Genomic DNA, 17,208 nt, shown 5'->3' on the forward strand with positions numbered 1-17,208 from the left:
ACTGCCGCCGCCGGGCGCTTGTGCGAGCGCGGCGGTATCAAACCAAGCCCAGGCATCACCGATCCCATTTCGGCTTGGCCTCGTCGACCGCGTCCTGGTGATACCAGCTCTCGCTGCAGATCGAGACGTTCGCGGGAAGCGAGGCGTGATCGGCGGGAAGGCGGGTGTCGCCGGTGCGGCGTCCGGCAAGAGCTGCGCGGCCCCCGACCGGGAATTGATAGATCGTTGCCGACCCGTGACTCAGACCATTGTTCATCATTGCGATTCTCCTTGGTCGAAGCGCCTTGGCCCTCCATCGTGCGCCCGACTCGTTCGATTGTGGTTACCGAAATCCCCATATCGGCCGCGGCTCCCGGATTGGAAAGTGCTGAAAAGGAGATCAGTTGCCGCCCAATTTGTGGGCAGTCGGAGGTATGCATCCCCTAAGGCAGGCTCTCGGTGACCAACGCTTGGGCCATTCCAAAGGTTGCTGCGGTGGGGTGATAGACTTTGCGATTATTGCCGGCGGTTGATGCGTGTTTCATCGGCAACTTCAGGCACTGCGTCGTCTGCTTCAGAAACGGGCGATTTCCCCGGGGTTTTTGCGCTGCAGCTTCACGCGAAGGTGCGCGCCTATGACGCAGAGCGCGGGGCGCAATCAGCTTCCGGCGGAGAGCCTGCCGCTGCGGTGGAAAACCGCCCGCCCTGCGGCCTTTTGGCACGTAAAATGCTTGTAGAGCGCCGGCCGATGATGGCCGGGTACAAACGTGCGGGGCTCTCAACCCCACCTTTCGCATCATCTACAGAGAGGCTCAATGACCAAGTATAAGCTCGAGTACATCTGGCTCGACGGATATACGCCGACTCCGAACTTGCGCGGCAAAACTCAGATCAAGGAATTCGCGTCGTTCCCGACGCTCGAGCAGCTTCCGCTCTGGGGCTTCGATGGCTCCTCCACCCAGCAGGCCGAAGGCCACAGCTCCGATTGCGTGCTGAAGCCGGTCGCCGTCTTCCCGGATGGCGCGCGCACCAACGGCGTGCTCGTGATGTGCGAAGTCATGATGCCCGATGGCAAGACCCCGCATCCGTCCAACAAGCGCGCCACCATCCTCGACGACGCCGGCGCCTGGTTCGGCTTCGAGCAGGAGTACTTCTTCTACAAGGACGGCCGTCCGCTCGGCTTCCCCGAATACGGCTATCCCGCGCCGCAGGGCCCGTACTACACCGGCGTCGGCTACAAGTTCGTCGGCGACGTCGCCCGCAAGATCGTCGAGGAGCATCTCGACCTCTGCCTGGCTGCCGGCATCAACCACGAAGGCATCAACGCGGAAGTCGCGAAGGGCCAGTGGGAATTCCAGATCTTCGGCAAGGGCTCCAAGAAGGCCGCTGACGAAATGTGGATGGCCCGCTACCTGATGCTGCGCCTGACCGAGAAGTACGGCATCGACATCGAGTTCCACTGCAAGCCGCTCGGCGACACCGATTGGAACGGCTCGGGCATGCACGCCAACTTCTCCACCGAGTACATGCGCACCGTCGGCGGCAAGGAGTATTTCGAAGCGCTGATGGCGGCCTTCGACAAGAACCTGATGGACCACATCGCCGTCTACGGCCCGGACAACGACAAGCGTCTGACCGGCAAGCACGAGACCGCGCCGTGGAACAAGTTCAGCTATGGCGTGGCCGACCGCGGTGCCTCGATCCGCGTTCCGCACTCCTTCGTCAACAACGGCTACAAGGGCTATCTGGAAGACCGCCGTCCGAACTCGCAGGGCGACCCATACCAGATCGCTTCGCAGATCCTGAAGACGATCGCGTCCGTGCCGGCTGACAAGAAGGCCGCGGCCTAAGATCCTCCCGGCCCGGGCTGGGGGGCTGGCCCGGGTTGGTGCTCAATCCGCCGGAGCTGCAAGGCTCCGGCGGATTTTCATTTGGATCAACGCCATTCCTGTGGTTCGCCGGCCGTGCTCGCGCGAAGCTTGTCTATCGCCGCGGAAAGCGGGATAGAGTGGACCGGGATGCGCGCGAGGGCCGGGGACACGGCTGGTGTTTGAAGGCTTCTACAAGACGAGATTTCAGCTCGGCAACGCGGTCGGCAGGAGCGTGATGCATGTGGCGAACGGCAAGCTGCTGGGCGGCAATTCAGCCTTCGCCCATATCGGCAGCTATGAACGGACCGAAGCCGGCGTCGACATCGTCATCAAGACGGTCCGTCACAACCCCGACCCGAACTACCGCGCCATGGCCGGCACCGACGATGCGACCCTGATTGCAAAGGGCTGGGCCGACGGTGATCTCTATCGCTTGAAGGGCGAGTTGAAGGAGCTGCCGGGTGTGCCGTTCCAGTCGCTCATGACGCCGATCACCGAAGACGAGGTGCCAGTCGCCGCCGGCGTCGGCGAAGTCGGTATCACCGACGGCCTCTACTCCATTCATCTGCGGATGCTCGACGGTCTCGATGGCGGCCTCACCGGAGTGATGCTGCTCAACGGGGGACGTATTCTCGGCGGCGATGCCGCGTTCTACTATCTCGGCAGCTACACCGCCGCGAACGGCCGCTGGAAGGGCCAGATCCTCAACCAGGAGCATACGCCGGCCAAGGACGATCCGATCTTCGGCGGCCACGAGGTCGGCATCGGCTTCTCCGGCCGTTACGATGCGGAAGAGGCGGTGCTGGAGGCGACCGCGCTTGCCGGCAAGCGCTCCTTGCGTCTCACCGCCGCGCTCAAGCTGATGCATCGCGCCTGACCGTCATCCGGGAAGCTCCATGACAAACTCCATCCGCATGCTTTCGACGCTCGGCCTGATGGGCGCGATGCGCAGCCTGACCGCGGCCTTCGAGGCCGAAACGGGCATCCACGTCGACGCCGATTTCGCGCCGACCCTGGCGCTGCTCAAGCGCTTGCGCGCCGGCGAGGCTGCCGATCTCGTCATCCTCACGCGCGAGGGCCTCGACGACATGATCGGCGAAGGGCGTGTGCTCGCCGATGGCGCGGCCGATCTGGCGCGATCCTATGTCGGCATTGCCGTGCGGGCAGGGCAGGTGCATCCCGACATCGGCAGCGAAGCGGCGCTGCGCACGACGCTGCTTGCGGCGCGGTCCGTGGCCTATTCGCGGCTCGGCGCAAGCGGCGTCTATTTCGCCCAGCTGATCGTACGCATGGGGATTGCCGAGGCGATCAACGCCAGAGCCACCGTTGTCGAGCAGGGCTTTACCGCCGAGCGGCTGGTGACGGGCGAGGCCGATCTTGCCGTGCAGCAGATCAGCGAGCTGAAGCAGGTCGACGGCATCGAGGTGGTCGGACCGATCCCGCGGGAGCTGCAGACGCCGGCGGTCTTCTCCGCCGGCTGCATCGCAGGCGCTGGACATGCCGATGCCGCGGAGCGCCTGCTGCGTTATCTCGCCTCGCCGGACGTCATTCCCGTGCTGCGCCAATCGGGCCTGGAGCCCTGAGTTCGTCAGATCCGCCCGGGGCGAAACTCAATCGCGTGCAGACGCCGGACGAGCCCGCGGCCTGCAAGAAACGCGAAAACAACCCCATGCACAGTACCCAAGCCCTTGAAATTGCTGGCTGCGGATTAGGCGAAATGAGCGGGTTGTCCGGGACGCAGACAGGGGAGCGTGGCCGCTCAATGGGCCGCAAGGCCCCTGCGCGCAAAAGCCGGGTGGCCGAGCTGCGGCGGCAATGCTAGGTAGCCCACGATTCCTTTCCGATTTTGCGGGCTGATTGCGTTGCTGGACGGACTCTACAAGGTCGAATACGGCGTCAACGATGCGTTCGGGCGCAGCATCATGTGCCTGCATGACGGCAAGATGTTGGGCGGCAATTCCGGCTTTGCGCACCTTGGCACCTACACCGAGCGGGACGGCGAGGTCGTCGCCGAGGTCATCACCGAGCGGCACAACCTCGATCCCAACTACAAGCCGCTGATGGGGGCGGACGTCGCCGCGATCGGCGCGCGCGGGCGGCTGGTCGGCAACGAGATCCGTCTGCAGGGCGGTGCAGACACCATGCCGGGCGCCCATTTCTGGGCCAATCTCACGCGGCTCGATGACGGGGCGCTGCCGCCGCGTGGTACGATCGGGCAGGGCGGCATCGCCAACGGACTCTACGGGATGAGCCTGCGCGCGCTCGACGGCGTCGATGCCGGCCTTTCCGGTGTGATGCTCTTGATCGACGGCCGCATCCTCGGCGGCGACGCGTTCTTCTACTATCTCGGCTCCTATTCCTCGGCCGACGGCCGCTGGAAGGGCGAGATGCTGAACCAGGAGCACACGCCTGCGAAGGGCGAGAACCCGGTGTTCGGCGGCTTCGAGGTCGGGATCGGATTCTCAGGGACCTGCACGGAGGACAGCGGCGAGCTCGAAGGCATCGCGCTCGCGGGCAAACGCAGCCTGCGGCTGGCGGCATCGCTGAAGCTGATGCGAAGGGCGTGAAGCGGGCTAGAGGGGCCCATTCTCACCGATCAGAGCAAAAGGCCCCCAAAATGCTGGATAAGCATTCTCGGCTCTTGACCGGTCATTGAGATAATTGAGCATCGCTCGCCGGAGCGCTTCGGCGCGGGGGAGCTTTGAATTGGACTTGAGGATCTCGAAAGTTGATGTGGTAAGACGGGTCGCCGCTGAAGACTCGACAGCCCAATGCGAGACCAGCAGCGATTTCGCTCCGGCATAGAAGAACGACCGAGCCAAGCCTGACAGGGCCTCGGCCCCCGGTCGATCACCGGCAATGGTATTGCAGGCCGAAAGCACGACCCAGTCCGCATTCAGTTTGAGCTCCGCCACTTCACTCGCTGTCAGCAAGCCGTCGTCTAGCTCTGTCGGCGACGACGGAAGTGACAGCACCAGAGAAGGCTCAGCAACGCCTTTGATGTCGCCGGCGACGAGCGCGTGGGTAGCAAAGTATACGACGCGATAGTCAGAAAGAGGCAACTGCTTGACGGTTGCCTCGCTTGCATCGAGGCTCAAATGAATATCAGCAGAAGGGGCACCGAGTTTCCTTGCGATCGATTTGAGCTCGTCCGCTGTATCAGGCAACTCTGAGAGCGACTGTGACAGCATCTCGCGATCGATCGCCGCGCCACGCCAGAACTCGGTGTAGGCACGGGTGTTGAGGTTGCGGACTGCCACCGCACGTGCTTCAGCCAATGGACGTACGCCCGGCCTGAATACCGGATCGCCGAAGCCGACCAATGGTTTGCCTGCTCGGCCCTTGTTTCCAATCTCGCGAAGCACTTTCAGGCTTTGAAGCGAAGGAAGCACGGTCACCGCTTGACGTTTGATCAGCCAAGCGGCTTCACGATATCCGCCGAGATCGGCAGGCACAGCGGCTGCCGGCTTTTCCGTTACAAGCAGGTGGAATGGTAGCGCAGAGAGTGCGCCGGTCGGCACCACCAGCAATTCCTTCTTGTCCTTGATCAGGGGCTCGATGGAGCCGAACAAGCCCGAATAGAGGTCATTGGCGAAATTAAGATCGAACAATCGCGATGCGTTGGAAGGATCGGCGGGATTGGTGATCTGATTGAGGTCGAGACCGCGACGAAAAGCTGCAACCTTTTTCGACAAGGCGGTGGGGCTCAAAGGAATCTCTGTCCAGTCGAAACGGTCGCGATTTATGGCTAAAACGTAGGTCGAATTTGTGCCACCGGCAGCGAACAGCACCAACGCCTCGTCAACTGACAGAAGCAGCTGCGTCTCCCTCAGCGTCAGCGGTCGCGGATTTGACAGCGCTGCGTATGCGGGAAATCCCGACGTGATGGCCTTCTGTAAGGCCTCTCTCTCTGTCTCCACGTCAGAAATCCGGGTTCGAGTTTGGGATTCCGCCTCGGTACTGCGCTTCGCGGCGGGCTCCGTCACCATGGATACGATTTTCCGGTCCAGCCGTTCGGCCTCGCGGGCTAGATCTTGATCCTTGCGAATGAGTTCGGCCAGTCGGTCGCCCCCGGCGGCGAGCCGCACAGCAAGCTTCCCGACTGCCGCTGCGACTGAGGTTTGGTTCGCGCGCTGAGCAATGCTGAGCGCGTGATCCATCGCTTCTGCTTGGCTTATGATGGACTGGCCCTGAGCGTTGAGCAGGAACGAAAGAACTGGCGTCTCCCATGCCTTCCCAAGAGCGACGACGCGCCGGGTAAATGGCAGGCCTTCCGAGAAGCGTCCTTCCTTGAGATAGAGGCCGACCAATTTATTCAGCGGAAGGGAAACGTTGGAATGGTCCGCTCCAAAAGTCTTTTCGTTGATTTTGAGGGCGCGCAAGTAAAGTGGTTCCGCTTCCGCATATCGCCCTCGAGTTTCATGCTCATGGGCGATGTTCGAGAGCGTGTCAGCCAAGCGAGGATGGTCGGGGCCCAATACCTTCTCGAAGATGCCCCGCGACCGCTGGTACAGAGGTTCAGAATATTCGTATCGACCTTGTCTGGAATAGAGCTTGGCAAGGCTCTCAATCGAGGATGCCACGTTGCGATCTTCAGCGCCAAACGCCCTTTCCCGAATTTCCAGAGACTTTCTGAGTAGCGTTTCAGCCTGACGATACTGCTGTCGTCTCTCCACAAGCAACGTGGCCAGGCTATCCATAGAGATTGCGACATCGGGATGCCAAGGACCAAGCGCCTTCTCTCGAATTGACAACGACCGCTTGAGCAACCTTTCGGCATCTGAATATTGGCCCTTGTCGTAGTAAAGAATGGCAAGGCTGTGCAAGGAGTCTGCAACTTGAGGGTGGTCGGGACCGAGAATTTTTTCGCGAATCTCGAGCGCGCGCTTTTTCGACCGCTCGGCGTCGGAATGTCTGCCGACGATCGCATAGAGACTACCGAGATTGCCTAGAGCTATCGCCACCTTGGGATGGTCGGGACCAAGTGCTTTTTCCGAGACCATTGCGGAACGCTCGGACAGCGGTACGGCTTCAGCGTACCGCCCCTCCCGCCTGTAAAGCTCCGCAAGGTTATTGAGGGAGTTGCCAATATCGGAGTGATCGGGACCGAGCGCTTTCTCGCGTATCGCAAGCGAACGCAAATAAAGCGGTTCGGCGATCGCATATTTTCCTTGTTCCGAATAAGCGTTCGCCAAGCTGTCAAGGGAGTCCGCAATATCGGCGTGGTCGGGGCCGAGTACTTTCTCATAAATTGCGATCGCTCGTTGATATCCAGATTCGGCTTCGCCGTATCGTCCCAGATCTGCAAAGAGATTGGCCAGATTGTGCAAGGTATCCGCCACACTGCGATCGTCGGGACCGAGTGCTTTCTCGTAGATTGAGATGGATCGCCTATAGAGGCGCTCGGCATCGGCGTACCGCGTTTGGTTCCCGTAGATGATGGCAAGACGGGTCAACGAAGACGCAACGTCGGGACTGTCCGGACCGAGAGTCTTCTCTCTTATGTCCAGAGCGCGCTCCGCCAACGGCTTGGCTTCGGCATATCGCCCTTGCTTTTCGTACAAGTCGGAAAGTTGAACCAGAGCGCTTGCGGACTGGAGATGATCGGGACCCAGGGCCTTTTCCACGATAACGAGCGCCCGCTTGAGAAATGGCTCCCCATCGGAATAGCGCTGCTGCTTAATGTAAAGTAGCCCGAGATTTTGCTGCAGGATCGCGACGCGGGGATGATCCGGTCCGAGCGCCTGTTCACCGAGTGTTAACGCCTGTTGCGCAATCGGGATTGCCTCAGAATACTTCTGCGCGCGGTAAAGTTCATTCACCGTTACAATCAGCGAGGCCACGTCGTCGGCGGCTGCGATAGCAGGCAGCAGCGTGCCGACCACGACAGCACAAATGCCGGGGGCAAGAGGTAGAGTTGGATTCGAGACTCCCAGGGCGAGGCCAACCGCCACTACCAACTGTCGGGCCGACAATCGCCCTTGCATAGACTGTCCTAACAATTTCTCGAAGATTCGAGATTTCCTAGCAAGTGATCGATATCAGCAGAACCAAAGCAAATCTATGTGGCGTAGATCACGGTTGCCCCCGCTGCTTTGTCTCGTCAACTCAAGGCAAACAGCGACCCGACGGGCAGCAATGGGTGCTTCTGACGACTGAACTCTACAAACGATGACTTACCGCCCTTGCTTGGCCTGGGCTCTAGAAGGGGATGCGGCGCGCCTGACATCGAGGCCTATGACGGCGAGGACTACGATCCCGGTAAGGTTTCCCTGAATTGCTCGAGGCGGACACGCAAGGCGCACAAGCCAGTCCAGGCGGATTTTGGTCAGAACTGGAAGGGGCTTGCACCGACCACGGCGATAGCGGCCTGCTGAGACGAAACTAGTCAGCTTGGCGCCTTCATCGGGCGCATCCGTGGGCTTGGAAGGCCTGACCTCCGGGTCTCATCGGGCTTCCCCTGGCCGCCCGTATGCCCTAATGACGCTGCAACGCAAAAATCCCCCAAAAAGACCCCATGATCCGCCTCGACAACGTCAGCAAGCAAGCCGGCCACCAGATCCTGTTCATTGAAGCCTCCGCCGCCCTCAACAAGGGCGAGAAGATCGGGCTCGTCGGCCCCAACGGCGCCGGCAAGAGCACGCTGTTCCGGATGATCGCCGGCCAGGACCTGCCCGACGAGGGCCAGGTCTCGATCGACCGCGGCATCACCATCGGCTATTTCAACCAGGACGTCGGCGAGATGTCTGGCCGCAGCGCCGTTGCCGAGGTGATGGACGGCGCCGGTCCCGTCAGCGAGGTCGCGGCCGAGTTGCGCGAGCTCGAGGCCGCGATGGCCGACCCTGACAAGGCCGACCAGATGGACGAGATCATCGCCCGCTACGGCGAGGTGCAGCACCGGTTTGAGGAGCTGGACGGCTACGCGCTCGATGGCCGCGCACGCGAGGCGCTGTCGGGCCTCGGCTTCAGCCAGGAGATGATGGACGGCGACGTCGGTAAGCTCTCCGGCGGCTGGAAGATGCGCGTGGCGCTGGCGCGCATTCTGCTGATGCGGCCCGACGTCATGCTGCTCGACGAGCCCAGCAACCATCTGGACCTCGAAAGCCTGATCTGGCTGGAGAAGTTCTTGCACGACTACGAAGGCACGCTGCTGATGACCTCGCATGACCGCGAGTTCATCAACCGCGTGATCTCCAAGGTGATCGAGATCGATAGCGGCTCGCTCACCACCTACACCGGCGACTACGAATTCTACGAGCAGCAGCGCGCTCAGAACGAGAAGCAGCAGCAGGCGCAGTTCGAGCGCCAGCAGGCCATGCTCGCCAAGGAGATCAAGTTCATCGAGCGCTTCAAGGCGCGCGCCTCGCATGCCGCGCAGGTGCAGAGCCGGGTGAAGAAGCTCGACAAGATCGAGCGGGTCGAGCCGCCGCGCCGCCGCCAGACCGTGGCATTCGACTTCCCGCCGGCCCCGCGTTCGGGCGAGGACGTCGTCGCGCTGAAGAGCGTGCACAAGGGTTATGGCTCAAAGCGCATCTATGACGGCCTCGATTTCATGATCCGCCGGCGCGAGCGCTGGTGCGTGATGGGCGTCAACGGCGCCGGCAAATCGACGCTGCTCAAGCTGGTCGCCGGCGCGAGCGAGCCTGATGAAGGCACGGTGGCGCTCGGCGGCAGCGTCAAGATGGGCTATTTCGCCCAGCACGCGATGGACCTGCTCGATGGCGAGCAGACGGTGTTCGAGTCGCTCGAATACGCCTTTCCCACGGCGGGGCAGGGCTCCTTGCGCGCGCTCGCCGGCTGCTTCGGCTTCTCCGGCGACGACGTCGAGAAGCGCTGCCGCGTGCTCTCGGGCGGCGAGAAGGCGCGCCTCGTGATGGCCAAGATGCTGTTCGACCCGCCGAACTTCCTGGTGCTGGACGAGCCGACCAACCATCTCGATCTCGCCACCAAGGAGATGCTGATCACGGCCTTGGCGGATTTCGAAGGCACCATGCTGTTCGTGTCGCACGACCGGCATTTCCTGGCGACGCTCTCCAACCGCGTGCTGGAGCTGACCCCGGAAGGCATCCACCAGTTCGGCGGCGGCTACACGGAATATGTCGCGCGCACGGGGCAGGAAGCGCCGGGGCTGCGGAGCTAGTCCTTGCCCTTGCCCGCGATCTTGGCGATGGCCTCGATCTCGTTGGTCCAGATCCCGCCGGAATAACCTTGCGGGAGGCGGGCGAATGCGTCCGGCGTATCGATGCCGGTGGAGAATTCGCCGCCGCTGTAGGGACCGAGCACGAAGACCGCGCTGTTGGCGCCGGTCATCCGATTGAGGAAGCGATCAGGCCAGCCCCACAGCCAGGGAGCGACGTTGATCGGTACCAACACCATCGCGTTGTTGCAGGCGGACGGCGTCAGGCCGGTCCAGCCATAGCCGATATAGCGGATTAGACAGCTTCGGATGGCTGCGCGCGAGATGGTGCGGACGTCGGGGGCGAGGCGCCGGATCGTGTCGATCGGCTCGTCACCGCCATAGACCATGATGGTTCGCCGTCGCGCGGCCGGCAGTGCGTTCAGCACGGCGGCGAGCTTCTCGCCTTCGCCCGCGTCGCGACTCTTCACGTTGATGAGAAGTTTCTTGTCAGGGAAGGTGGCGAACACCTCTGACAATGTCGGCATCATTCCGACGGCCTTGCCGCGAAACGGGAACGTCTCCCCGCCGTCTGCGGTGTAGCCGTAGCCGATGTCGAGCATTTTCAGCTTTGCCATGCTCTGCTCGCGCGTGACGCCCCGGCCGTCTGTGCGGCAGTCGACGGTCCAATCGTGGAAGACCGCGAACTCGCCGTCGGTGGTCGGGTGCACGTCGAGCTCGACCACGTCGGCGCCGGCCTCGAAGCTGGCGCGCATCGAGCGCAGCGTGTTCTCCAAATAGTCGTGCGTCGGCGGCAACATCCGCGCGGCGGTGCAGGTATCGTTCTTCAGGTCGCGCTCGTCGAAGCGTTGCGCCTTGCCGCGATGGGCCAGCAGCACCGGCTTGCCGTTCTGATACGGCGCCAACAGACTGGTGTTGTTGATGTAGATTCCGGCCGCGACGGCAATCGTGATTGCCGCGGCCAATCTTAGTTTCCTGCCCACCAGCCATGCCTCATTCCGAGATCATCTTCGTGCGCGTTTGAGGTTGATTTGCGGCACTCCAGGCCTGCGGGGTCGGTGCGCCGAACGACTTGAAGGCCCTGATCGCGTTCGCTACGCTTCTCTAAAAAGGGAGCGAACAACCATGAGGCAACTGCGGATCGGCGACATCACCATCGATGCGGTGATCGAGCGGGAAGGGCCGTGGCGGCGGCCGCAGGATTTCTTCCCGGCCTATGACGAGGGCGTGTTCAAGCGCCATCTGCCGACGATGGAGCCGGAGGTGTTCGATGCCGCGCGCGGCATGATGGTGATCACCTACCAGACCTTCGTGGTGCGCACGCCGCGCCACACCATTCTGGTCGACACCTGCACCGGCGAGGACAAGGGCCATCCGCCGCCGTTCGATTTCCCCGGCAAGGAGCGCTGGCGCAACGAATTGTTCGCGCTCGGCGTCTCTTTCGAGCAGATCGACTACGTGTTCTGCACCCATCTGCATATCGACCACACCGGCTGGAACACGACCTTGCGCGACGGCCGCTGGGTGCCGACCTTCCCCAACGCAAAATACGTCTTTCACAAGGGCGAATATGCGGCTTGGGAGGCCGAGAACGCCAAGGGCAACAATCCGCCCGGCACCGTGTTTCGCGACAATTGCCTGCCGATCGTCGAGGCCGGGCAGGCGCTCCTCGTGGACGACGATTACGCGCTCGACGACACCGTCACGCTGACGCCGACGCCGGGGCATTCGCCCTGCCATTGCTGCGTGAACATCTTCTCGAAGGGCCAGCGCGCGGTGGTCGCGGGCGACCTCATGCATCACCAGATCCAGTGCCGCGAGCCCGACTGGTCGGCGCGACCGGACTGGGATCCGAAGCAGTCGGCGGTGTCGCGGCGGAAATTCTTTGCGTCGGTTGTTGATACTGACACGCTGATCCTGCCGGTCCATTTTCCGGCGCCGACGGTGGGGTGGATCAAGCCGCTCGGCGACGCGTTCGACTTTCGGTTCAGACGGGAGTGAAGTGTACCCGCTTCGTCATGGCCGGGCTTGTCCCGGCCATCCACGAAGTTTCACGCGCCACGAAAAACGTGGATGCCCGGGACAAGCCCGGGCATGACGGAATTCGCGGAGCGATTGATCGCTAACGTGGCCGCGAATGCACAGCGCTTTACGCGCTGACTTCACACTTCTTCATGAAGCTGTTCTTGGCTGCGCCGGCGAGCGGCTTGCCATCGGCGCTGACGGCCTTGGGGGTGCAGGCATCGGCCTTGCACTTCTTCAGGAACGAGGTTTTGGCGGCGCCGGCCAGCGGCTTGCCGTCCTTGCCGACCGCCTTGCTCTCGCAGGTGTCCTCCGCGAAGGCCGAGCCCGCTGCAAAGGTGGCAACGATCGCAGCCAGGAAAATCCGCTTCATCATTTGTGTCTCCCTAAACCAGAAATGGCGGCGGGATTGGAGCCGGGAATCGTGGCGCAATCAAGCTGGATAAGGGCCTTGGGCCTGACCGCGCGGCGATTTTTGCGGTGGACGTTCGGCCGGCACGGCACGCGATCTGTTGCACTGCTCGCTGACCCCGGCAGGCAACCCTGCTAGGGTTGCCAGCTTGACTGGACGGAGCATCGACATGGACGCCGTAACCCCGAAGCACCAGGAAGCCGCCGATCAGCATTCTCACCTGGTTCGACCCCAAGACATGGAATGGCAGACCACGCGCTTCCCGGGCTGCGAGGCCAAGACGCTGTTGTTCGATCGCCGCACGGGGCTGATGACCGCCCTGATGCGGTTCGCGCCGGGATCGGTGTTGCCGGATCACGAGCATGTCGGCATCGAGCAGAGCTGGGTCATCGAGGGCGCGCTGGTCGACAAGGAGGGGCCGGCGGAGGGGATCGCCTGCAAGGCCGGCGAATTCATCTGGCGCGAGGCGGGCAGCCGGCACGCCGCCTGGTGTCCCGACGGGGCGTTGATCCTCGCCATCTTCCAGGTGCCGAATAAGTTCTTCGAAGCCGACGGCCGCGTCGTCGACGCCGCCGGTCAGGATTGGGACGAAACCTGGGGGCACACAGGCGCGCAGCAGGCGCGGAGCGCCTGATCGTCCTCATGCGCCTCGCATCAGCAGGGCCTTGAAATCGGCCCGCGCGCGCTGCGCTTCGGCCCGCGCGACCTCCGAGGCGTCGCCCATGCCGAAATAGCCGTGGATCAGCCCAGGGCCCTCATGGTGCTTGACCCGTACGCCTGCCGCCTCCAGCGCTCGCGCATAGGCCGCGCCCTCATCGCGCAGGGGATCGAACCAGGCGGTGGTCACGATCGCCGGTGCAAGGCCGGCCAGCGAGGCCGCCCGTAGCGGCGAAACGCGCCAGTCCAGGGCATGGCCGGGCTCGGCGAGATAATGGCCGCAAAACCATTCCATGGTGGCACGCGTCAGGAAGTAGCCGTCGGCATTCTCGGCGCGTGAGGGATAGCGCGCGTTCTCGCACGCATCGGCGTACGCGCCGAGGACGTCGGTCACGGGATAGACCAGCAGTTGAGCGGCGAGCTCGATGCCGGCATCGCGGCAGGCGATCGCGGTGGTCGCGGCAAGATTGCCGCCGGCACTGTCGCCGGCAACGCCGAGGCGTTTTGCATCGCCGCCAAATTCCGCGACGCGGGTGAATACGTCGCTCACCGCCGCGAATGCGTCCTCGAAGGCGCCGGGAAAGCGCGTCTCGGGCGGGCGGCGATAGTCGACGGAGACGACGACTGCGCCGGTCTCGATCGCAAGATTGCGTGCCTGCCTGTCGTGGGTCTCGAGGTCGCCTGCAACCCAGCCACCGCCATGGAAGAACACCACGGTCGGGGCGGGTGTCGTGCCGATCCGATAGACGCGCGCGGCAAGCGGACCAGCGCCTCCTTTCACATTGATGTCGGCGACGCTGTCGACGGGGGGCGGCGGGATGGCGGCGCGCGCGGCAGCCAGTGCGCGCAAGGAATCGCGGGCGCTCTGCGGCGTCATCACCGTGGGATCGCGCATCGGCATGAGTGGAATGATCTGGGCGATGACGGGATCGAGCGGCGCGGCCATGGCAGGTCCTCCAGGGTTCTTGGTCTTGCTTGCCGCTTAGCATAGATTTTGCGCGCCGCATCGGCAACCGGCCTCGTGTTCGTGTCGCTGCGCGGGCGGATGAAGGGCAGGGAGGTCTCTAGCAGTGGAGTTCGAAGCGCTGGTCGGGTCGCGCCGCAGCGCGCGTGGCTTCAAGAACGAGCAGGTGCCGCGCGCGCTGATCGAGGCGATCATCGACAGCGCCAAGCGTGCGCCGTCGTCGATGAACACCCAGCCCTGGCACGTCCACGTGCTCACCGGCGCGCCGCGCGCGGAGGTGCGCCGCCGCAACATGGAAGAGATGGTCGGCTGAGCCAAGGTCAAGCGCGGCCTCATCAGCCACGGCGAGTATCAGGACGTGCATCGTACGCGGCAGGTCGATATCGCCAAGAACTGTTCGGCGCGATGGGATATCCCGACAACGGCTTTGCCGCGAACGCGGTGCGATCGGATCGCGAGCACATTGATGAGTCGTGCGTTTCGTCGACTTCGCGGATTGACGCTGACGCGCGCAGGACCGGCGCTGGACACGTGGAAACGTGCTTCCACGTCGCTCTGATTCCTTGCGATACGAAAGTTTGATCTAGATCAAGCGCGGTGACGTGATCGGTATCATGAACCCGTACGACCATGCGGCGCCGTAGTCCTACGGTGCTGATCCGCTGCACAAACGCAACGATGCGGCGGGTTTCCTAACCGAATGGCAATTTCGAATCCGTAATTCAATCCTTTGAGAGTTCGCTCGCGTTGAACAAGGATATTGCCATGCTCTCCTTCTTTTCTCAGGCAAGACATAAGCAAGCATCGCCTTCGATCGTTCCGGACGTTCCAGACGAGACGCCGGCCAACCGCGAGCCTTGCGCGATCCGCGTGTTGGAGAGCGATGACCGGCTGCAGAATATTTCCGAGAGCGACTTCGTCGTTGCGGGTGCGCGCGCGCCGCTCGCCCTCGCGTTCATCTCGCCGCATTGCGACTTCGCGCGCGTGGTGTCGTCGTTGCAGAGGCTGGCGGGCTCGACGCCGGTGATCGCAATGTCGACCGCCGGCGAATTGTGCTCGGCGGGCCAATCGCTCTACAAGGCGACGGGCGCAAGCTGGTCTTCGGTCGTCGTGGAGATCTTCCCCGCCGATCTCTTTCAGTCGATCAGCATCCACAGCGTTCGCCTCCACAACGAGGACATTCGCAAGGGAGAGCCGTCCAAGGCCCATGATGCGCGCATCGAGGCGGTCGCCCGGGAGCTCGGAACGATCCGCACGCCTTTCGTGATCGACGTGCGCGACACCATCGCCTTCGCGCTCGTGGACGGCGTCTCCGCCTCGGAGAACTATTTCATGGAGGCGGTTTACAGGAGCGGCAAGTTTCCGTGCGCTTTCGTCGGAGGTTCCGCCGGCGGCAAGCTCGACTTCAAGAATACCTATCTCTACGACGGCAGGCAGATTCTCGAAAATCATGCCCTCGTCGCCTTCATGAAGCTGGCGCCGGGCCGGGCCTACAGCATCTTCAAGACCCAGAACTTCAAGAAGACCGGCAAGTCCTTCGTCGTCATGGGGGCTGATCCGGATCGGCGTACAGCCTCGGGTGTCCTGGAGGCGGGCGAGATCAAGCCGTTCGCGTCTGTGGTCGCGAAGGCGCTGAACACAACGCCGGCCAATCTGATGTCGATGATGACGAAGCACTCCTTCGGCATCGAGGTCGGCGGCGATCTGTTCGTGCGCTCGGTCGCCGGCATCGACGCGCAGACCGGCGTCGTCTCGTTCTTCTGCGACGTCAATTCGGGCGATAGGCTCGAACTTCTGGAAGCGACCGATTTCGTCGACCAGACGCGGCGCGACCTCGCAGCCTTCCTGCGCGACAAGCCGCCGGCGCTCGGCGCGATCCTCAACGACTGTATCCTGCGACGCCTCAACAACGAGAGCCAGCTCCGCAACATGGGCGGGATGTGGCCGATGCCGGTCGCGGGATTTTCGACCTTCGGCGAGCTGTTCGGAATCAACATCAATCAGACGCTGACGGCGATCGTGTTCTTCGACGTCAGTGAAAAGCCCTTGATCGATCCGTTCATCGAGCTGTTCCCGATCCACTATGCGCATTTCGTCGAGTATTTCACGCGCACCCATCTCAACCGCATGGTCCTGCTCAACCAGATCAAGGACGGCATCGTCCAGCGCCTGACGGAATATCTGAGCGCGAGTGCCACGTTGAGCGGGAAGGTGGAGGGCGCGCTGCAGCAGACCGCGTCGATCAATACGATCGTGGAAGAGATCCGTTCGGTCATCATGGCGAGCGCGCAATCGGCGGCAAAGGCGACCGACACAACGGCATTGTCGCAGGAATTCGCCGGCCTCACTCAGGCCATGAACGGGCTGCGCGACATCCTCAAGATCATCGACACGATCGCGGGTCAGACCAACCTGCTCGCGCTCAACGCGACGATCGAGTCGGCGCGTGCGGGCGAAGCGGGACGCGGCTTCTCGGTGGTGGCGACCGAGGTGAAGAAGCTCGCGCAGGATACCAGGAGCAGCCTCACGCGCACCCACGCGTCGATCGGAGGCATGGAAACCTCGATCGAGTCGCTTGGAGCCAACATCAACGACACCCGGGGCCAGCTGATCCAGACCCAGGAAGGCTACAACAGCATCGTGACCCAGATCGAGGACATGTTCAAGAATCTTCAGATGATCAATACGGTGCTCTCGGACCTCGAAAGCTTCGTGCGCGACCGCAACGGGGCATTGACGAGCGCGATGAACGACATCGCGACGTTGAAGCGGATCGGCTAGGGGCAGGATCTGCCCCGGCGCAAAATTTGGTGACGACCATCCAGTTGGCTCTTGCAATCTCACCGCGCTAGCAGGAACAATGTGCCTCGTGAGAGGTTTGTTGCTGGCGCGAGGGAATTGACATGCGGCGGCTGGCTAGCCTGGTTCTGCGGTTCTTCGGCCCGCGGCTGCGGCGCCCGATCGATAGTGACCCATCTCTTCCTTTCACATCAGAGGAGTTCGGCCGGCTAATACGCAGCGGCCGGCATGAGGACATGAAGGTGTTGGCCGAAGGGCTGGCCTGCCGGTCCATCCCGCGCCGCGCCAGCTATCGCGCCACGCATTGAAGACGCCGCGGCAAAGCAGATCGTTCTTCGCTCCTGTTTCGTGGTAGCATGCGGCCGTC

At 62.7% G+C, this 17,208-nt stretch carries 14 protein-coding genes; 9 read left to right on the forward strand and 5 right to left on the reverse strand.

The features are described from left to right. Window positions 1-55: 55 nt before the first annotated feature. Window positions 56-259: a DUF2735 domain-containing protein gene (locus tag CO669_RS16210; protein ID WP_097660804.1), complete on the reverse strand. Its 204-nt coding sequence runs from the start codon at window positions 257-259 to the stop codon at window positions 56-58. A gap of 535 nt (window positions 260-794) precedes the next feature. Between CO669_RS16210 and CO669_RS16220 the strand changes: the two genes are divergently transcribed. The 4 genes from CO669_RS16220 (at window position 795) to CO669_RS16235 (ending at window position 4,417) form a co-directional block, all read left to right on the forward strand. After that, window positions 795-1,829 carry a glutamine synthetase beta-grasp domain-containing protein gene (locus CO669_RS16220; protein ID WP_097660805.1) on the forward strand — a complete coding sequence of 345 codons (1,035 nt, stop codon included), beginning with the start codon at window positions 795-797 and terminating at the stop codon, window positions 1,827-1,829. A 196-nt stretch (window positions 1,830-2,025) separates the two neighbouring features. Further along, window positions 2,026-2,727 carry a GrlR family regulatory protein gene (locus CO669_RS16225; protein WP_097660806.1) on the forward strand — a complete coding sequence of 234 codons (702 nt, stop codon included), beginning with the start codon at window positions 2,026-2,028 and terminating at the stop codon, window positions 2,725-2,727. Between the two features lie 19 nt (window positions 2,728-2,746). After that, window positions 2,747-3,433: a substrate-binding domain-containing protein gene (locus CO669_RS16230; RefSeq protein ID WP_097660807.1), complete on the forward strand. Its 687-nt coding sequence runs from the start codon at window positions 2,747-2,749 to the stop codon at window positions 3,431-3,433. 279 nt (window positions 3,434-3,712) lie between these two features. Further along, window positions 3,713-4,417: a hypothetical protein gene (locus CO669_RS16235; protein WP_097660808.1), complete on the forward strand. Its 705-nt coding sequence runs from the start codon at window positions 3,713-3,715 to the stop codon at window positions 4,415-4,417. A 6-nt stretch (window positions 4,418-4,423) separates the two neighbouring features. Here the strand turns inward: CO669_RS16235 and CO669_RS16240 are convergent, their stop codons facing one another. After that, window positions 4,424-7,837: a CHAT domain-containing tetratricopeptide repeat protein gene (locus CO669_RS16240; protein ID WP_097660809.1), complete on the reverse strand. Its 3,414-nt coding sequence runs from the start codon at window positions 7,835-7,837 to the stop codon at window positions 4,424-4,426. Window positions 7,838-8,367: 530 nt separating this feature from the next. Here CO669_RS16240 and CO669_RS16245 point away from each other — a divergent pair. Beyond that, entirely contained in the window at window positions 8,368-9,990 is a 1,623-nt protein-coding gene (locus tag CO669_RS16245) for an ABC-F family ATP-binding cassette domain-containing protein (RefSeq protein ID WP_097660810.1), read from the forward strand. Here CO669_RS16245 and CO669_RS16250 read toward each other — a convergent pair. After that, the gene (locus CO669_RS16250; RefSeq protein WP_097660811.1) at window positions 9,987-10,970 is read right to left on the reverse strand and encodes a glycerophosphodiester phosphodiesterase family protein; all 984 of its coding nucleotides are present in this window, start codon (window positions 10,968-10,970) and stop codon (window positions 9,987-9,989) included. The genes CO669_RS16245 and CO669_RS16250 overlap by 4 nt on opposite strands. A gap of 142 nt (window positions 10,971-11,112) precedes the next feature. Between CO669_RS16250 and CO669_RS16255 the strand changes: the two genes are divergently transcribed. Continuing rightward, entirely contained in the window at window positions 11,113-11,988 is an 876-nt protein-coding gene (locus tag CO669_RS16255) for an MBL fold metallo-hydrolase (protein WP_097660812.1), read from the forward strand. A 148-nt stretch (window positions 11,989-12,136) separates the two neighbouring features. Here CO669_RS16255 and CO669_RS16260 read toward each other — a convergent pair whose 3' ends face one another. Then, window positions 12,137-12,385: a hypothetical protein gene (locus tag CO669_RS16260; RefSeq protein ID WP_097660813.1), complete on the reverse strand. Its 249-nt coding sequence runs from the start codon at window positions 12,383-12,385 to the stop codon at window positions 12,137-12,139. A gap of 205 nt (window positions 12,386-12,590) precedes the next feature. On the opposite strand from CO669_RS16260, the gene CO669_RS16265 reads away from it, so the two are divergent. Next, window positions 12,591-13,055 (forward strand): cupin domain-containing protein, encoded by a 465-nt coding sequence (locus CO669_RS16265; RefSeq protein WP_097660814.1) that lies wholly within the window; start codon window positions 12,591-12,593, stop codon window positions 13,053-13,055. Window positions 13,056-13,061: 6 nt separating this feature from the next. Here CO669_RS16265 and CO669_RS16270 read toward each other — a convergent pair whose 3' ends face one another. Continuing rightward, on the reverse strand, window positions 13,062-14,024 hold the full coding sequence (locus CO669_RS16270) for an alpha/beta hydrolase (protein ID WP_097660815.1): 963 nt from the start codon (window positions 14,022-14,024) through the stop codon (window positions 13,062-13,064). Window positions 14,025-14,148: 124 nt separating this feature from the next. Here CO669_RS16270 and CO669_RS16275 point away from each other — a divergent pair, with 124 nt between their 5' ends. Together CO669_RS16275 and CO669_RS16280 are read left to right on the forward strand one after the other, a co-directional pair. Further along, window positions 14,149-14,355, forward strand: a complete 207-nt coding sequence (locus tag CO669_RS16275; protein WP_502694483.1) for a nitroreductase family protein — start codon at window positions 14,149-14,151, stop codon at window positions 14,353-14,355. Window positions 14,356-14,807: 452 nt separating this feature from the next. Further along, window positions 14,808-16,823 carry an FIST N-terminal domain-containing protein gene (locus CO669_RS16280; protein WP_097660967.1) on the forward strand — a complete coding sequence of 672 codons (2,016 nt, stop codon included), beginning with the start codon at window positions 14,808-14,810 and terminating at the stop codon, window positions 16,821-16,823. Window positions 16,824-17,208 lie beyond the last annotated feature (385 nt).

It is taken from the genome of Bradyrhizobium sp. Y36 (assembly GCF_002531575.1).
In the GTDB taxonomy this organism is placed as follows: domain Bacteria; phylum Pseudomonadota; class Alphaproteobacteria; order Rhizobiales; family Xanthobacteraceae; genus Bradyrhizobium.